This is a genomic window from Parasphingorhabdus sp., from assembly GCF_039977335.1.
GTDB lineage: Bacteria > Pseudomonadota > Alphaproteobacteria > Sphingomonadales > Sphingomonadaceae > Parasphingorhabdus.
Map to the genome: position 1 here is coordinate 897038 of NZ_JBDWDI010000004.1, position 14653 is coordinate 911690.

At 53.1% G+C, this 14653-nt stretch carries 13 protein-coding genes; 2 read left to right on the forward strand and 11 right to left on the reverse strand.

Going from position 1 to position 14653, the window contains the following annotated elements; genetic code table 11:
• Window positions 1–19: 19 nt before the first annotated feature.
• Entirely contained in the window at window positions 20–460 is a 441-nt protein-coding gene (locus tag ABJM21_RS11630; protein WP_348300986.1) for a hypothetical protein, read from the forward strand.
• Window positions 461–511: 51 nt separating this feature from the next.
• Here ABJM21_RS11630 and ABJM21_RS11635 read toward each other — a convergent pair whose 3' ends face one another.
• From ABJM21_RS11635 to ABJM21_RS11645, 3 genes are all read right to left on the reverse strand, one after another.
• A complete protein-coding gene (locus ABJM21_RS11635) occupies window positions 512–712 on the reverse strand; it encodes a hypothetical protein (protein WP_348300985.1) in 201 nt (66 codons plus the stop codon).
• Between the two features lie 69 nt (window positions 713–781).
• Window positions 782–1423, reverse strand: a complete 642-nt coding sequence (locus ABJM21_RS11640; RefSeq protein WP_348300984.1) for a response regulator — start codon at window positions 1421–1423, stop codon at window positions 782–784.
• Window positions 1413–2945, reverse strand: a complete 1533-nt coding sequence (locus ABJM21_RS11645) for a PAS domain S-box protein (RefSeq protein WP_348300983.1) — start codon at window positions 2943–2945, stop codon at window positions 1413–1415. Before ABJM21_RS11645 ends, ABJM21_RS11640 begins: the two co-directional genes overlap by 11 nt.
• A gap of 443 nt (window positions 2946–3388) precedes the next feature.
• On the opposite strand from ABJM21_RS11645, the gene ABJM21_RS11650 reads away from it, so the two are divergent.
• The gene (locus ABJM21_RS11650) at window positions 3389–4234 is read left to right on the forward strand and encodes a universal stress protein (RefSeq protein ID WP_348300982.1); all 846 of its coding nucleotides are present in this window, start codon (window positions 3389–3391) and stop codon (window positions 4232–4234) included.
• A 17-nt stretch (window positions 4235–4251) separates the two neighbouring features.
• Here the strand turns inward: ABJM21_RS11650 and ABJM21_RS11655 are convergent, their stop codons facing one another.
• From ABJM21_RS11655 to ABJM21_RS11690, 8 genes are all read right to left on the reverse strand, one after another.
• Window positions 4252–5820, reverse strand: a complete 1569-nt coding sequence (locus tag ABJM21_RS11655; protein ID WP_348300981.1) for an MBL fold metallo-hydrolase — start codon at window positions 5818–5820, stop codon at window positions 4252–4254.
• Between the two features lie 18 nt (window positions 5821–5838).
• A complete protein-coding gene (locus ABJM21_RS11660) occupies window positions 5839–6651 on the reverse strand; it encodes a universal stress protein (RefSeq protein ID WP_348300980.1) in 813 nt (270 codons plus the stop codon).
• A gap of 113 nt (window positions 6652–6764) precedes the next feature.
• On the reverse strand, window positions 6765–7346 hold the full coding sequence (locus ABJM21_RS11665; RefSeq protein ID WP_348300979.1) for an NAD(P)H-dependent oxidoreductase: 582 nt from the start codon (window positions 7344–7346) through the stop codon (window positions 6765–6767).
• Complete coding sequence (locus tag ABJM21_RS11670) at window positions 7343–7978, reverse strand: hypothetical protein (RefSeq protein ID WP_348300978.1); 636 nt, start codon at window positions 7976–7978, stop codon at window positions 7343–7345. Before ABJM21_RS11670 ends, ABJM21_RS11665 begins: the two co-directional genes overlap by 4 nt.
• A gap of 13 nt (window positions 7979–7991) precedes the next feature.
• The gene (locus ABJM21_RS11675) at window positions 7992–8351 is read right to left on the reverse strand and encodes a hypothetical protein (RefSeq protein WP_348300977.1); all 360 of its coding nucleotides are present in this window, start codon (window positions 8349–8351) and stop codon (window positions 7992–7994) included.
• A gap of 141 nt (window positions 8352–8492) precedes the next feature.
• A complete protein-coding gene (locus tag ABJM21_RS11680; RefSeq protein ID WP_348300976.1) occupies window positions 8493–10292 on the reverse strand; it encodes an adenylate/guanylate cyclase domain-containing protein in 1800 nt (599 codons plus the stop codon).
• On the reverse strand, window positions 10293–13859 hold the full coding sequence (locus ABJM21_RS11685; RefSeq protein ID WP_348300975.1) for a FecR domain-containing protein: 3567 nt from the start codon (window positions 13857–13859) through the stop codon (window positions 10293–10295).
• 161 nt (window positions 13860–14020) lie between these two features.
• Window positions 14021–14647: a TetR/AcrR family transcriptional regulator gene (locus ABJM21_RS11690; RefSeq protein WP_348300974.1), complete on the reverse strand. Its 627-nt coding sequence runs from the start codon at window positions 14645–14647 to the stop codon at window positions 14021–14023.
• Window positions 14648–14653: the final 6 nt, after the last annotated feature.

Sequence of the window (14653 nt, forward strand, 5' to 3'; positions counted from 1 at the left end):
GCCTAGTGGCAATTACGTTATGACCGCTGTGAACTGGCACGACATAAATTGCCCCGGAATATTGAAAACACGTAACGATGAAGAAGGAGTGAAAGACATGAATAAAGAAACGACCCTAGCCCACCCCCAGCATGATCATGACTATGGCAACCAAATTGCTGCCATCCGCAACGATCTGGAAAGCCTGCAAACCGACATAAGAAAGTTGCGCGATGAAGTCGCAGAAGGCGCCACAGAGCGCATGAAGGACTTCAAAGAACAAGCGACTGAAACACTTAAAGAAAAAAGTGAAGCATTACGGGAGCGTAGTGAACAACTGCGCGAGACCGGCGAGCAAAGAAAAGAAGCTATTGCCATTGAAATGCAGCAACATCCTTTTGCCAGTGTGTTAGCGGCAACAGGTGCTGGCCTGGCCATTGGTGCGCTTGCCATGTGGGCGCAAAATGGCGTCAAATCCTGATCTATCTGCTTTGACTGTCCGGCAGCCGCAATTGGTTATTTGGGGCTGCTATTAAAGGCTGGGTAATGCGGATGTTTCATCGGGCACGGGATATTCCGGCGGGCGTTCTGCCGGTTGCTCGGGTTCAGGTGGCGGTGTTTCCGGCGATCCAGGCTCACGTATCCGATCTGGTTCAAAAGGCGGCGTTTCTGTTGGTTGCGGACTCGGCAGCTCATCAGGTCGTCCGGGTTCTTGTTGCGCAATATTGGTCATGGGGTGTCCTTCCATTATCGGCAATTTGCCCCCTGCCCTCCAACAACACCATCCGCAGATTTACGTAAGTCAGTTCTGGATGGGTTTGACCTGAGCTGTTTCGCCAGCTTCGGCTGCAAACCCGATCCGCAACGCTTCGGCAAGGCTTCTGACGCGGAGTTTTTCCATCATGTTAGCGCGGTAAATCTCCACGGTGCGCGGGGAGATACCAAGGTCATAGGCTATGGTTTTATTGGGGTAACCGGTCATCAGCCCGTCCAGCACATCCCGCTCGCGACCAGTCAGACAAGCCAGTCTTATCTTAGCTTCAGAAGATTCCATTTCCTTCAGCTCGCTATTCTCCAACCGCTCAAAGGCTTCTTCCATCGCCGCAAGAAGTGCCTCTTTCTCATAGGGCTTTTCTAGGAAGTTTATCGCTCCAGCGCGCATGGCTTGAACCGCAATTTCAACGTCGCCATGACCTGTCAGAATGACGACGGGCATATCAATACCCTGCCTGACCATCTCCTGCTGGACTTCTAGCCCGCTCATTTCGGGCATCCGGACATCCAGCAGCACGCAGCCACGTTCGGCATTTTTCGCGAGCTTCAGAAAGGCGACACCCGATTCCACTGGGCGGACCTGAAATCCGGCATGACGCAGCATGAACGCTGCGGAACGGCGCACCGCATCGTCATCGTCCACAACATAAACCAAATGCTCATTCGACATTCAATTGCTCCTCAGCAGCTTTCAAAAGGAATATCCGGAAAATCGTACCCCCAGGCGGATTGGGCTCGGCATATATTGTCCCTTCATGCGCCTCGATGATCGTGCGGCAGATAGACAGGCCGAGCCCCATGCCGCCGCCCTTGGTTGTAGCAAAGGGATGAAAAAGCTTGTCAGCCATTTCCGGATCAATGCCGCTGCCGGTATCGGAAATAGCAATTTCGACACGTTTACCGGGTGCCGATTGAACGCTGATACCCAGCTGCTTGTCCGCGCTGCCGGCCATCGCTTCAATGGCGTTGCGCATCAGATTGACCATCACTTGCTGAATCTGCACCCGGTCGGCAAAGACGTGATTGGTGTCGGGGTCAATGTTGGTCGTGCATGTTATGCCTTTGTCATAAGCGCCGACCAGCCCCAATGTCATAGCATCCTCGACCAGCTGAGCGATCGACAATATTTGGCGGTTAATTTCACCCTTTGCGACAAATTCTCGCAGCCGCCGGACAATTGTCCCGGCCCGCAAGCTTTCTGATACACTTTCCTGTAAAGCCTCATAGAGCAATGGTTCATTACCTTCGACACCCTGATCAAGCATATCACGAGCAGCCGAGAGATAGTTGGCAATGGCGGTGAGCGGCTGATTCACCTCATGGGCTAGGGCCGAAGCCAGACTGCCAACCGCACTGAGCCGCGAAGCATGCATGAGATCGCCTTGCAAGGCTTGTAATTCTGCCTCGGTTCTTTTCTGCTCGGTCAAATCGACTATAAAACCGGTGAAGAGACACCGATCGCCAATTTGCGCTTCTCCGACTTCCAGTCTGATCGGGAATATCGTGCCGTCTTTTTTGCGCCCTTCAACGGTTCGTCCGATGCCGATTATATGTTTTTCACCGGTACGCAGATAACGCTGAATATAGCCATCATGAGCATCTTGGTGCGGCGCTGGCATAAGCATGTTGACATTCCGGCCGAGAATTTCAGATTCCTGATAACCAAACAACTTCTCGGCAGCGGCACTGAAGGAGGTTATATGACCGTGCTCATCAATCACTACCATCGCATTTGGCACAGCAGCCAATATCGATTCCAATATCGAGCTGGATTGTTCGGCTGCATCAAGCGCATCCTGCCATTCTGATATATCGCGAGAAGTGATCACAGCACCATTGATGATACCGGCTTTATCGGCGAGCGGTGCGAACCGACATTCTAACAAATGGGTAGCACCATCAACTGCATTAATTTGTAGTCGGAAAGGGAGGTTTTTTTCCTGATCTCCACCGCGAAGAGCGCTTTCAAACGCTTCTCGATAAATCCGGCGATAGGGTTTCGAAATTAGCGATAGTGGCGCACCTTCTGGCAGGTCCTCAAAGCGGTCCACGCCGATTTTCGCGAGCCCGGCCTGGTTCATATCGATCAGCTCGAAATTGCGGTCCACGATCGCAACACATTCTGGCAGAGCCGCCAGCACAGCTTCCAAATAGGTCTGACGATCGGTGTCGATAGTCACGCTCTCGCGCATGGCGAAACATCCTCATAAAATACGCACCCTCGGTTGCGCTTTTTATTACATATTGTCTCGTTCATTCCCATCTCCAAAGAAGAGTGCCAGCTACGCGCGATAAAGCAGACGCGGAAAATACGTAAAACTACGTAGGGAACACCACTGATTTTATCAGGTGCACAAAGATAATATTCCACGTGGCGAGAAGAGAACAAAGAGGTCCGAGATCAAATCAGGAGATGATGATAACGAAAAGAGATGGCATGTTCGCATCCCATTCTCACCAAAAGATCAAAGCCCCACAAAAGATCCCGATCAACGCCGCTTAGCTAGCGGGTTGAGGAGGTACGCAGGTCGCCTTTCTTTCCTACAACAACCGCCCTCCCCCCCCCCGGGCGCAAAACGGAGGAAGAGCGGCCTGCACCCTTTCAAATTCTAACTGATGGGATGATTTTCCGCACATGACCGATACCAAAGTAACAAGCAAACCCATCCTTTTGGCCACCGATATGACAGCCCGATGTGACCGTGCCTTTGACCGCGCACTGATGCTGGCGAAGATCTGGGGAACGCGCCTGATCGTGGTCCATGTACTCGATCCCAAACAGGCCAAGAAAAAGGGGTTGGTCCCCAAGGAAGCCCGTATCCAGCTGGAAGAGGAATTGCCCGAAACCGAAGTGGATGTACAATTCATCATCGAAATGGGCAATGTCGGAGAATTGGTCATTGAGACCGCCAAGCGGGAACGCTGCGGCATGATTGTCACCGGAGTGGCCCATTATGACGGGTTTAGCGATGTTTTTCTGGGATCGCCGGTAGACCATATCGTTCGCCACGCTGATATCCCGGTGCTGATCATCAAGCGCAAACCGGTCAAACCCTATCGCAACATATTGATCGCGACGGACTTCTCCGATTGTTCCATGACCGCACTCAACACCGCTGCAGAATTGTTCCCAGACATACCGCTGCATCTCGTCCACGCTTATAACGTTCCCTATAGCGGCTGGCTGAAATCAGACCAGGTCGCAAAGGATATCGGCTCTGAGGAGGCCAAGTTGATGGAGCGCTTTTTGGCGCAAACCACAATCGACAACAGCACGTTCAAACGCCTGGAAGCTTCCAATGAAAAGGGCGAGCTTGGTGTCGTCCTGTTCAAAAAAATCAAGGAGGTGAAATCCGATCTGGTGGTGCTGGGGACCCATGGCAAAAGCGGCTTCATGCGTGCCAGCATGGGCAATAATGCGCGGGTATTATTGGGCTGGCTTAAACAGGATGTAATGATGGTGCGGGATTCTCAAAGCTGAGATTAAGCACTAGCTGCTCATCGCAATTTTTCTTTCTGATAGCTCTCCAGAGCCCGTTCCAGCGCTTTTAGCATTTTATCACGGTCCTGATCTGATGGCAGTGCATTGACTTTTTGCTGTACCGAAGCACGCAAGGCAGCCAGCCGTGATGTCCAATCCTGCGGTGCGACCAGCTGATCGACATCATTACGGGCTGCCACCTTTAACAAAGCTGGCGCGCGCGGGTTCAGTTGCCATTGCTGACCCAGTGATGGGATGATCGGGTCATTATACCGCTTTGTCGCTACAAGGTCGCCGGTAAGAGCCTTCAGCCCCTGTTGCTCGCCATGGACGAGAAATATGGAACCCGAAACTGGGCTATGTTCGTTCAGCCAATGCGCCAATTCTTTGCGATCAGCATGGTTGGAATAGCCGTCCAATATGTCAATATCGGCATTGACGATTACATCATTGCCAGAGATTCGGACCAATTTGGAGCCGCCATTCAGCACCGAGCCCAGTGTTCCGGCAACTTGAAAGCCGGTAAACAAAACTCGAGACTGTCGCTTCGGCAGGTTGCGGATCAGATGATGGCGAATCCGCCCGCCTTCGCACATTCCGGAACCGGCGATAACAACAGCACCCGTTATATGGTTTAACTGTTTGGATTCCGACACAGATTGGACAAAGCGAATATTGGGGCGTTTGAGCAAATCCGCCCCGTTGTCGCGATATTTTAGCATCGCCATCGTTATTTTCTGGGCAAGCGGCGCGTCGAGAAAAACATTGATTGGCGATAATCTTCCAGCGTCAAACAGAGCGAGGAAATCTTCCAATATGACCTGCGTCCGCTCGACCGCAAAGGCTGGAATCAGCAAATTCCCACCGGATTTCAGTGTATTCTCAACATAGCAAGCCAGCGCTTCGCGGCGTTCACTGATCAGCGTTTCTTCTCTATCCCTTGCGCCATAGGTCGCCTCGCAGATGATATGATCATATCCGCCCAGTTCCTGACCCGCGCATTCTATTGCCGTGCCAGAACCAATATCGCCGGATATCATCAACCTCTGACCAGCAATGTTAATCTCGACCGAAGCCGAACCAACGATATGGCGCGCATTCCACAAACGAAATGAAACACCATTACCCAGGTCCACTTGCTCACAATAGTCGACTGCCGTTATGTTTTTCATCAATTTTGTGACATCTGGGCCGGTATAAAGCGGAACAAATGGCGGGAGGCCAGCGCGATCTGCGCGCCGGTTGCGGCGTTCTGCCGATGCCGCCTGCAGCTTAGCAGAATCGAGCAATAGCGGCTTCAATATGTCAGCGGTAGGTGCCGTACAAAAAGTTGGCGCTTTGCAGCCACTTGTGTAGAGGCAAGCCATCCTTCCACTATGATCCAGATGCGCATGGGTCAGAACGATCGCATCGATTGTACGGGGGTCAAAAGGAAGCTTCTCATAGTTCAGCCGTTCAAGCGACCGTGTGCCCTGAAACAGGCCGCAATCGACCAGTATCGTCTTGCCCGCACCGCTAATTTCGAAACATGAACCCGTTACAGTACCGGCGGCACCGTGAAATTTGATGATGGTGGTTTCGGCCATTACGCAACTCCCAAAAGCCTAGTGAGAGACGATAAGCGGTATGGAGCATTCCCTGAAAAGACTTCGTGTGACACCGCCAAAAAGAAACTCGCGCGCACGGCTATGGCCATAGGCGCCCATCACCAAATAGCTGGCGTGCAGCGCTTTGGCTGACGATAGGAGCACAGCTTCCACAGAAGGCTTTTTTGCCGACATGCTATGTATTTCAGAGGTGATGCCGTGGCGCGAGAGATATTCTGATGCGGCGAGCGGGGGCAGATCGTGATCCTTGTCTTCGTCCACGGTGAGGATATGAACGGCGCTTGCCAGATACAGCATAGGAACAGCGGCACGCAGCGCGTTGCCAGCTTCAAAGCTACCATTCCAGGCCACCACCGCAGCTCCGGTAGCATCAAATTTTTTGACATCATCGGGCTGGACGAGCGCTGGGACATTTGTGTTGAATAGCACATCACCCAATATTCCAAGGGGCAAAACATTGTCCTCGTCACCGCTGGCCGAGCTCAAAACCATAAGATCCGCTAGCGCCGAGTTGCGGGCGAGCGCGCGGGCCGGACTGGCATTGACCTCTTCATAGTGCCAAGGCACATCTTCATCCGCCAATCGGCTTTCAATTTCAGTGCGCAATTTCTCATCGGCCTCCCGCGTCAGTTTTGCGACGTCATAGACCACCGACATGCCGGTTACGCCGTCAAAGGCCATTTGCGGATTATAGGGATTGGCGCGCAGGCAATGAAGATGGCCATTTGTTGCGCGGGTCACATCTAGCGCTGCCTGAAGCCTCGCCTCCAAACCGGAGTCATCGTTGACGTAGAGCAGCACGGATTTCATGATTTTTCTCCTATTTTTGATGGCCTTCCGCTTGGAAAGCATCAGTAGGAGAAGTGTATCCCCATCGTTTTTAGCTCTGTATAAGGGTTATTACGGAGACCCAGACACCCGTCTCAATCGCCATTGGCGCCGTGATCGATCATCTTTTTCAGCCACCGCTCACGATGCTTGGGCCTACCATCGACATTGCCGATCAGAGAGGTTGCAACCGGTTCTACACCGGCCAGCGCCAGAATGTTCCGTTTGAAACTGCGCACGCTATGTGACGCAAAATAGGCACGATAGAAAAAGGCCGGCATCCCCATCGTGACGATCAGCCTTGCGGTGCGGCCGCGCAATAATTTCTTCGGTACGCGTTTGTCTTCTTCATAGCTGAGCGCGAACCCAGGCCGAAAGGCGTGCTCGATAAAGGCTTTTAACAGAGCAGGCATGTCACCCATCCACAAAGGATAGAGAATGACAATATGCTGCGCCCATTTAATCGCATCCTGGCCCGGCTTAACATCGGCAGGCACGGGTTCCTCCATCCATTGGCTACGGCTTTGTAATATCGGAATATCTTTCCCCGCCAACCGGATTTCTCTCACTTCATGACCAGCTTCTTTGGCGGCATGGGCATAGGCAGAGACCAAAGCATGTCCGAAGCGCCCGGGATCAGGATCGGGATGAGCGTCGATAATCGCAATGCGTTTCATCGTCCGTCTTTTTCACTTTTGTCGTCCGCAGGGCTTTGCCATTGGAAGGCCGCAACCAGTTCCATCAGAGCTTCTTGCGCTGGCACATCGAGTTCGTGAGGGTAGGATGCGATCAAACGGGCATCCCAATAGCCATAATCAATCGCGGTCACGCTGACGTGCCACGGCACCTGATCTTTCTGCCCGTCAAATATGCCTTGATAAGCGGACAAATCTTCCCGCCCAGATACGAAATAATCGCCTTCCGACTCGATCGAGGCGCTAGCATAATGCGACATGACCGTAGGCTTGATGATCAGGTAATGGTCACGAGCGGTGAGGTCTTCGAGATGGACCACCGCAATATCCACGGCGATCAATTGCTCTCCAATCGTACGCTCATAGCGAATTTGGAAATTGTCTCCGGAAAAGTCAGTGGTCATTTCACACAGACGCCTGAACCCGGCCGTTTCAGCTGGGAAAACGAAACCGCTATCTTTATGCACTATGGCTGACCCGCCCTTATAGGGAGCGAATGGATCGAAAAGCGGCTCGGAACCGATCACACATTCGGCAGCAGCAGGCGTGCTGGCGACGCATAGCAAGCCTGCGCCGATCAAAAGATTGCGTGATATTGTTGAGCAAAAAAACATGATCATTCCTCCCTTATTCGTGGCAGCGGATCACCCGGAACGGCAACTCGCTGCCATCAGCTTCCGTGATTGTTAGATATTCACCGACCTTGATCGGATGATTTTGCAGTCCGAATATGACTTCGTCATCATCATCACCAACTTTGTAAGAAAAGGCCCAGCCTTTGTCGGTGGTTATTACCACCCCATTCTGATCCCGCTCTCCGAGCCAGAAGCGGCGGACTACCGGACGTTTTTCAGCTTCACGGAGCGCCTTTGGTTCGATGAACCCGGCATCATCCAGCGGAGCACGAAAGACATAAGCATGAGCTGACGATCCATTGGGATGCTCAGCGGTTCGGGCCAGTTCCAGGCGTATTGTTTTCCAAGTCATACCCAATATTTGGCGAGAGAAATTCTGTAGCGCGATACGCAATATTGCGTAGGTGAAATGGACCGGGTCAACCCTGTCGCTATGTGGTGCGCCAAGTTAAATGCAGATCAACAAGCTCACGTTTATGAGGTGGTATGTGAACTAAAGTTCGTCACATAGGGTATAAGTTGGCTCTGTCGCTGATCGACCTTTTACCTGAATATCGGCTACTTTCTTGAAAGCCAAAGACGGTGCGGCGGTGGCGGTGGCCTGACCAATTAATATGTCGACAGCCTGTTCTTTACATTCACCCTCGAGGCGCGATGCCAGGTTGACGGCATCGCCCAACACCGAATAATCAAACCTGCGATCCGACCCCATATTGCCAACCACGCATGTGCCAGTGTTGATGCCGATGCCTATCCGGATTACCGGTACATTGGCGTCAGCGGGAAGCATCGCCTGAATTTCGCGATTGATATTGTCCATTTCCGCCAGCATCTCGCGCGCTGCTTCCAGCCCGTGCAGAGCATGATCGGGATCATCAAGCGGGGCATTCCAGAAGGCCATCACGCAATCGCCCATATATTTGTCGATTGTACCGCCATGGCGGAGGATGATGTTGGATAGCGGGGTAAGGATCGTATTGATTATGCGCGTGAGCCCCTGCGGATCGTCCTGCATCGCTTCTGAAATCGCTGTGAATCCCCGAATGTCGGAAAACAGTATTGTCAGTTCGCGGTTAACGCCGCCGAGATTGAGCAGACTGGGATCATCTGCAATTTTTTGCACCATTTCTGGCGCTAGATATTGGCCAAAAGCATTCCTCACTTCACGGCCCCGTCTCTGCTCACCAGCAAAATCCCGGGTCGCAATCGCAGCCACACCCAATGCTAAAGCAATCAATGGCGCCACTGGTCCGATCCAAAAACGCCCATATTGCAGCAGCAACCAGGACATGCCGATTAAACCCAGTAATGCAAGTGCGAGCAATAGAGCTTTCCTTACCGGGGCCTTAGGCCGGGAGACGAGCAGCGCCAACGCAGCTGCAACTGCTATGAACACAAGTGAAAGCCAGCGCGGTGCTTGTCCGATGGATAGCCCAGTGCGCAGATTGTCAAAAATCGTTGCCTGCACTTCGATACCGGGAGTCAGTTGGCGTGAGCGTAACGTATAAGCGGTTTCAAAAGCATCAATGCCACCCGCTGCCACATCGGCATTGGTCTGCAATGCGAAACCAACGATGACGATCTGGTCTTTGAGATAATCAGGCGGCAGATAGGTCGCTGGATCGAGCGCCTGATAATAGGAGATGGTGGGATAGCTGCCCGCCGGGCCAAAATGCTGGATCCGGCGTGACGTTTGGCTTTTTGGTGTAGTTTCCCCCGTGGTCATCTCAAGCAGCTTGGTCATAAAGCCATCACGATAAAGCGGCATGTTTCGCAGAACTCCATCACCGTCCATTGACAAGCTCGCAACACCAAATTGCGCACCAGCCGTAATCAATACAGGCATAGGTTCCGTCCGGACCAGCGTGCTGCCATAGGGCCGTTCAATCAGGCTTTCATCGGCAGCTAGAACGATATCGGGGCCCATGGCGTCCACCAGCGCCTGATCCTGCACTTCGTCAGCAGGTTCGGCGAAGAGCACATCAAAGGCGATAGCTTTGGTCCCGGCATTGCGCAGCTGACGGATCAGTTCTGCATGTTGAGCACGAGACCAAGGCCATTGCTGACCGATCGCGTCCATGCTTGGTTCGTCAATCGCAATCAGGGTGATACCGGGCTGTTCAGGCAGCACCGGCGCGGTCGTCGACAAATAGTCAAAGCTACGCCCGTCAAGATCACGCATGACCGTGGTGAGACTCAGCAATCCGACTAGCAAGGCTACAGCCGCAACCATTATCGCGCCAGACAGCTTATGGCGCGGTGAAAAAATCTCGCTGATCCCGGACGTAGCCATCTAGAAACGAACCTCCGCTCCAACGACCACCGTCAAGCGCGGCGCGGCTACATCGGTCGCGGAGTCATATCGTTTATCTAGTAAGTTCAACAAAGAAAAATTGATTGCCAAGCGCTGGTCAAGCGGCTCCCATTCCAACTGGGCATCGATAAGTGTTGCATCTTCGATCGGCAAGCGCAGGTCGTCTCTCTGCCCGCCAATGTAGCTGCCCGAAACAGTTGCCTTCAGCCGGACGGGCGCTGGCAGGCTCCACACGAGCGAAGCGCGTGCGAAATGGCCAGGAACGAACGGCAGTTGATCGCCAATTTCGTAAGTGCAGCCAAAAAAGAGATTCAGGTCAGCCGTGGCACAACCAAAAGTTGGCCCAATGGCTTGATTGACATTGTCACCTGATACGAAGCTGCCTTCAATCGTGCTGTCCGTATAGGCGTAGGAAGCCCGCAGCCCGATATTGCCGCGTAGCCATAAATTGGCTTCCGCGCTGATCCGTTTCACCGACACCGGGAAGCCGGTAATGTCCACAGGCAAATCAGGAATAGCATAGCTTACCGCTTCCAATTGCTGATCCTGATACTCGACGGTGGTGAAAAGTTGATCAGACCATTCGGCATCCCAGCGCGTGATGAAACTGTCATTGCGGCTCTCGCGAAAGCTGGGCGCACTATTCGCCTGCAAACCGACCACCGCGGCAGGACGAAAGCTGAAGTCGAACAATCCGCGGCTCTGGCGCAGGAAAGCCGCCCGCAGCCATTGACCCTCAATCGGCTCATAGGATGCACCAAGCCGCCAGTTAATCGGATGACGCGTATCACCGGCAATCGTGCGAGCGATAACTTCCATCTGGCCCTGGAGAACTAGCGGCTCTATCGGATTGTAACGCAGATCGACATAGGCACGCGCCTCTTTGGACCGCAAATCGAAGCGGGCGGGCACGAGATTGGGATCGACAATATCCTGTTCGAAATCAAAGGGAGTGTTCAATTCCCGCGTCCGCACATCACTCCACTCCCCGCCGATCCGCAGGTCCAGCGGACCAAAGCCTTTGGCATAGTTCGCGCTCAGATAACGAAAAGTACCGCGGTTTTGCGACAATTGGTCCGAGAAAGGCAGGGTACTGGAAACGTTCAGCGTGATGAGGTTTAGCTGTGATCTCCCGAAGCCGCCTCCGATGGTAAGCTGATCGCGATAACCGAATTCGTGATTGTACAGTCCGAACAAGAAATTCCTCTCGGTCTCACGGTCTTCTTCGAGATCAAATCTATTGTCCTGAATGCCAATAATATTGGATTCCGACAAGCTGCTGTTGCGGTTTAACTCACCGTTTAAAACCAAGCTGTCTGACGGTGTGAGTTCCAGCCCAACATAGCTGCTGAAAAACCAACTATCCGCGCCACGTCGCCTCGAAAATGGGCTGATATCCGGGCGCCGCCGTTTATCAGAAACATCGGTATAATTGCCGCGGATCCATATCGCCGTGGGCAGAGGGGCATCAAAAATTGTATCAAGACCGCCGCTGATCACCTGCTCGCTGCGCAAGTCTTCGCTGAGGAAAGCAGCCCCCACAAATGGTTCGAAAAAATTGCCATTGTCGAACCGCAAGCGGCGGCGGGAACTAGCGACACTTAATGGATCAAGCGCTACACCCTGCAGGAAGCTCGAAAGCGCTTCGAAACTCTCCCCCTGCTCGCTACCGGTCGCTGCCTGCTGGGCATTATAACTACCATCGGGATTGCGGATCAGGAAAGGGCCCGGGGTCTGATTAATCGCTTGATCGAAATAGCTTGATGGAGTGAAGCTGTCGAACACCCGGTCTGCATAATAGCGGCCCCAGCCTTCGAGATCGAGGAAACGAAAAGCCTGAGAGACAAGGCTGCCGGTTTCGCGATTTTCGGACAAATTGGCATATTCGCCGCCCCGCCCGCGATAACGATCCAAAGCTTCACGGGCGTTCCGGATCCCGTCATCAGCCGCAAAATCCTGCAAAGCCACGCCCGTGCGGGCCAGCGGAATGGCGGGATTAAACGGATCAAGCCGGTCGGCTGCATCAAATTGCTGTTCGGCCAGTCCGATCTCACCCATTTCATGATGGACCTGCGCAAGGCCAAGAAAGCCCATGCCATAGTCTGGATTACGCGCCGATGCGGCTAAAGAGGCCTCCAGCGCCTGATCCAAACGGTCCTTGCGGCGCCAATATTGCGCCAGCGCATTGCCCGCCAGCGCATTACCGGCATCCATTTCCAGGGCTTTATCGATTTCAGCCTTGGCCGCCGATAATCTGTTTTGCTCTAGCAAGATTTCGGCCCGCATGCTGACCAGTTCGGCATCATAGGGTCGCACCTCGAGCGCTTGTTCCACAAGCTGATTCGCCTCTTTCAGTCCGCCAATAGCCATCCAGTTTTTTGCCTGCGATTTTCGGGCAAGGAAATTGTCCGGATCTGCGGCAAGTACCGGTTCCAAAAGATCTCGCGCAGCCTTCGGTTCGCCGCGATAATCACGGAGTAAATCGGCTTCACCAACAGTCAGTATAACATTTGAGGGAAAGGCGGTACGGGCCGCCGCCATGGTATCGATGGCGGCATCAGAGTCGCCCAATAATGTCTCTACCTCTGCTTTGGCTTGATAAAGCGGAGCAGAGTCCGGAAAGGCCCGCAGTCCCTTTTCTGCTGTGTTTTTCGCTGCGCGCAGATCCCCTTCATAAGCGTCAATCAACGTAAGCACGAGAAAGCTCTCGGCTGTATAGTCCAGCACGGGCCTTGCTGGCTCGTCGCCTATTTGTACGGCAGCGACATAGCTGCCATAGATACCGGATAACTGGTCCGCAGCGTTGGTCGATTGGGTCAATTCGCCAAATAACCGAGATGCACCTTCCCAGTCTCCGCTGGCGGCCTGTCGCCTCGCCCGAATGAACGTATCACTATCGTTACCCAGCAAATCCAGCCCATCAGCCAGATTGACAAAATAGAGCATCTGCTCGCGCCCGGTCGGATTGACCAACACCGTTCGCGTCGGTGCTTGCCCGCGTAAGACGGAGGCTGCCTGCCCTGCTTCGACGGTCAGCGATCCTGCGTCGTTCGATAGTTCGACCGTGCCTGAAAAAACCTGCAACTGGCTAGAAACTGCGTCGGCGGTGATAGCCCATTCCGTGCCGCGAATTGCCGCCGTAGCCGATGGTGTTTCGATGGACAGGTTGCTTCGCTTTCGCGGACTACGCCCCCATGCCCGCCCACGCTGCAATGATAGCGAGGATGATCCGCTCTTGGCGACGCGGCGCACAACCATGATCGAATTTCTGCCCAACCGAACTTGGGTACCATCGACAAAAACAATAGCCAGCGTGCCTGCGGCCTTGGTGCGAAGGACATCTCCTGCTTTGAGATCCTGTCGGCGTAATGCTTTTTGCCAGGCCTTGCGAGGCAACAAAGTCGCCTGCTCGCCGCCCTTGGTAGCTGAGATCTGTCCAGAAAGTGGAGCGGTCCGCTTTAACGGTTGGGCATTAGTTGCTGGCGAACCGACAATTTGCGCCAGCAGGATGATCAGAAAAAAAGAAAAGGTTCTTTGAAGTTCCACGATCTTTTAATGCCCCCAGATCCAGTGAATTCTTGAAGTACTTGGCGATATCATAGAAAATTTGCAATGATCGATGCCCGCCAAGATAATATAATCTGCTAGCTAAGCTACATAGTGTTAAGAAGTAATTCTTCCTGTGCCGCAGATCACCGAAATTATAACTATTTTTCGCCGACCGTGATGCCGGTAGCTAAAATTTCATTCGCGATCTCAGCAATTTCAGCTGCGGATTTCTCCTCACTCCAAATACCGTATCTCAAACCAAGAAAAACATTCATGCCCATGATGGCCCAAGCATGGGCCTCATCCAGATCATCACGCAAATCGCCAGCGTCGCTTCCTTCTTGCAGCCGTTCGAAGATGCGGGCGGCGGTTTCCTCATAGTGAGATCGATAGCTTTCCGGATCGACAAATTCGGCTTCGTCGATGATCCGGTAGATCTCCTTATGCTCGCGTGCGAAGTTCATGAACGCTTCCAGCGCCAACTTTTCCCGTTCCAGCGCGTCCTGCCACTCTGTCATTGCGCTGGCGGCATGGCTTTTGACACGCGCACTCATGTCTTTCACCAGTGCGCTAAACAATTCCTCCTTCGAATCGAAATAGGTATAGAAACTGCCCAAAGCGGTCCCGGCGCGTTGGGTTATTCCGGTAATCGACGCTTCGTGAAACCCTTTTTCACCAAATTCCAGCGCGGCTGCGTCGAGCAATTTTCGTTTTGTTTTCAGACCGCGAGCAGTGCGTGGTTGCTTGTCTTTAGATTCAACATGATCGGAATATTCTGTGTCCATGAAGTC

Bases quoted from the DNA above. Each gene is read 5' to 3' on its own strand.
- ABJM21_RS11630 (WP_348300986.1), top strand. From the start codon at position 20: ATGACCGCTGTGAACTGGCACGACATAAATTGCCCCGGAATATTGAAA.
- ABJM21_RS11635 (WP_348300985.1), bottom strand. From the start codon at position 712: ATGACCAATATTGCGCAACAAGAACCCGGACGACCTGATGAGCTGCCG.
- ABJM21_RS11640 (WP_348300984.1), bottom strand. From the start codon at position 1,423: ATGTCGAATGAGCATTTGGTTTATGTTGTGGACGATGACGATGCGGTG.
- ABJM21_RS11645 (WP_348300983.1), bottom strand. From the start codon at position 2,945: ATGCGCGAGAGCGTGACTATCGACACCGATCGTCAGACCTATTTGGAA.
- ABJM21_RS11650 (WP_348300982.1), top strand. From the start codon at position 3,389: ATGACCGATACCAAAGTAACAAGCAAACCCATCCTTTTGGCCACCGAT.
- ABJM21_RS11655 (WP_348300981.1), bottom strand. From the start codon at position 5,820: ATGGCCGAAACCACCATCATCAAATTTCACGGTGCCGCCGGTACTGTA.
- ABJM21_RS11660 (WP_348300980.1), bottom strand. From the start codon at position 6,651: ATGAAATCCGTGCTGCTCTACGTCAACGATGACTCCGGTTTGGAGGCG.
- ABJM21_RS11665 (WP_348300979.1), bottom strand. From the start codon at position 7,346: ATGAAACGCATTGCGATTATCGACGCTCATCCCGATCCTGATCCCGGG.
- ABJM21_RS11670 (WP_348300978.1), bottom strand. From the start codon at position 7,978: ATGTTTTTTTGCTCAACAATATCACGCAATCTTTTGATCGGCGCAGGC.
- ABJM21_RS11675 (WP_348300977.1), bottom strand. From the start codon at position 8,351: ATGACTTGGAAAACAATACGCCTGGAACTGGCCCGAACCGCTGAGCAT.
- ABJM21_RS11680 (WP_348300976.1), bottom strand. From the start codon at position 10,292: ATGGCTACGTCCGGGATCAGCGAGATTTTTTCACCGCGCCATAAGCTG.
- ABJM21_RS11690 (WP_348300974.1), bottom strand. From the start codon at position 14,647: ATGGACACAGAATATTCCGATCATGTTGAATCTAAAGACAAGCAACCA.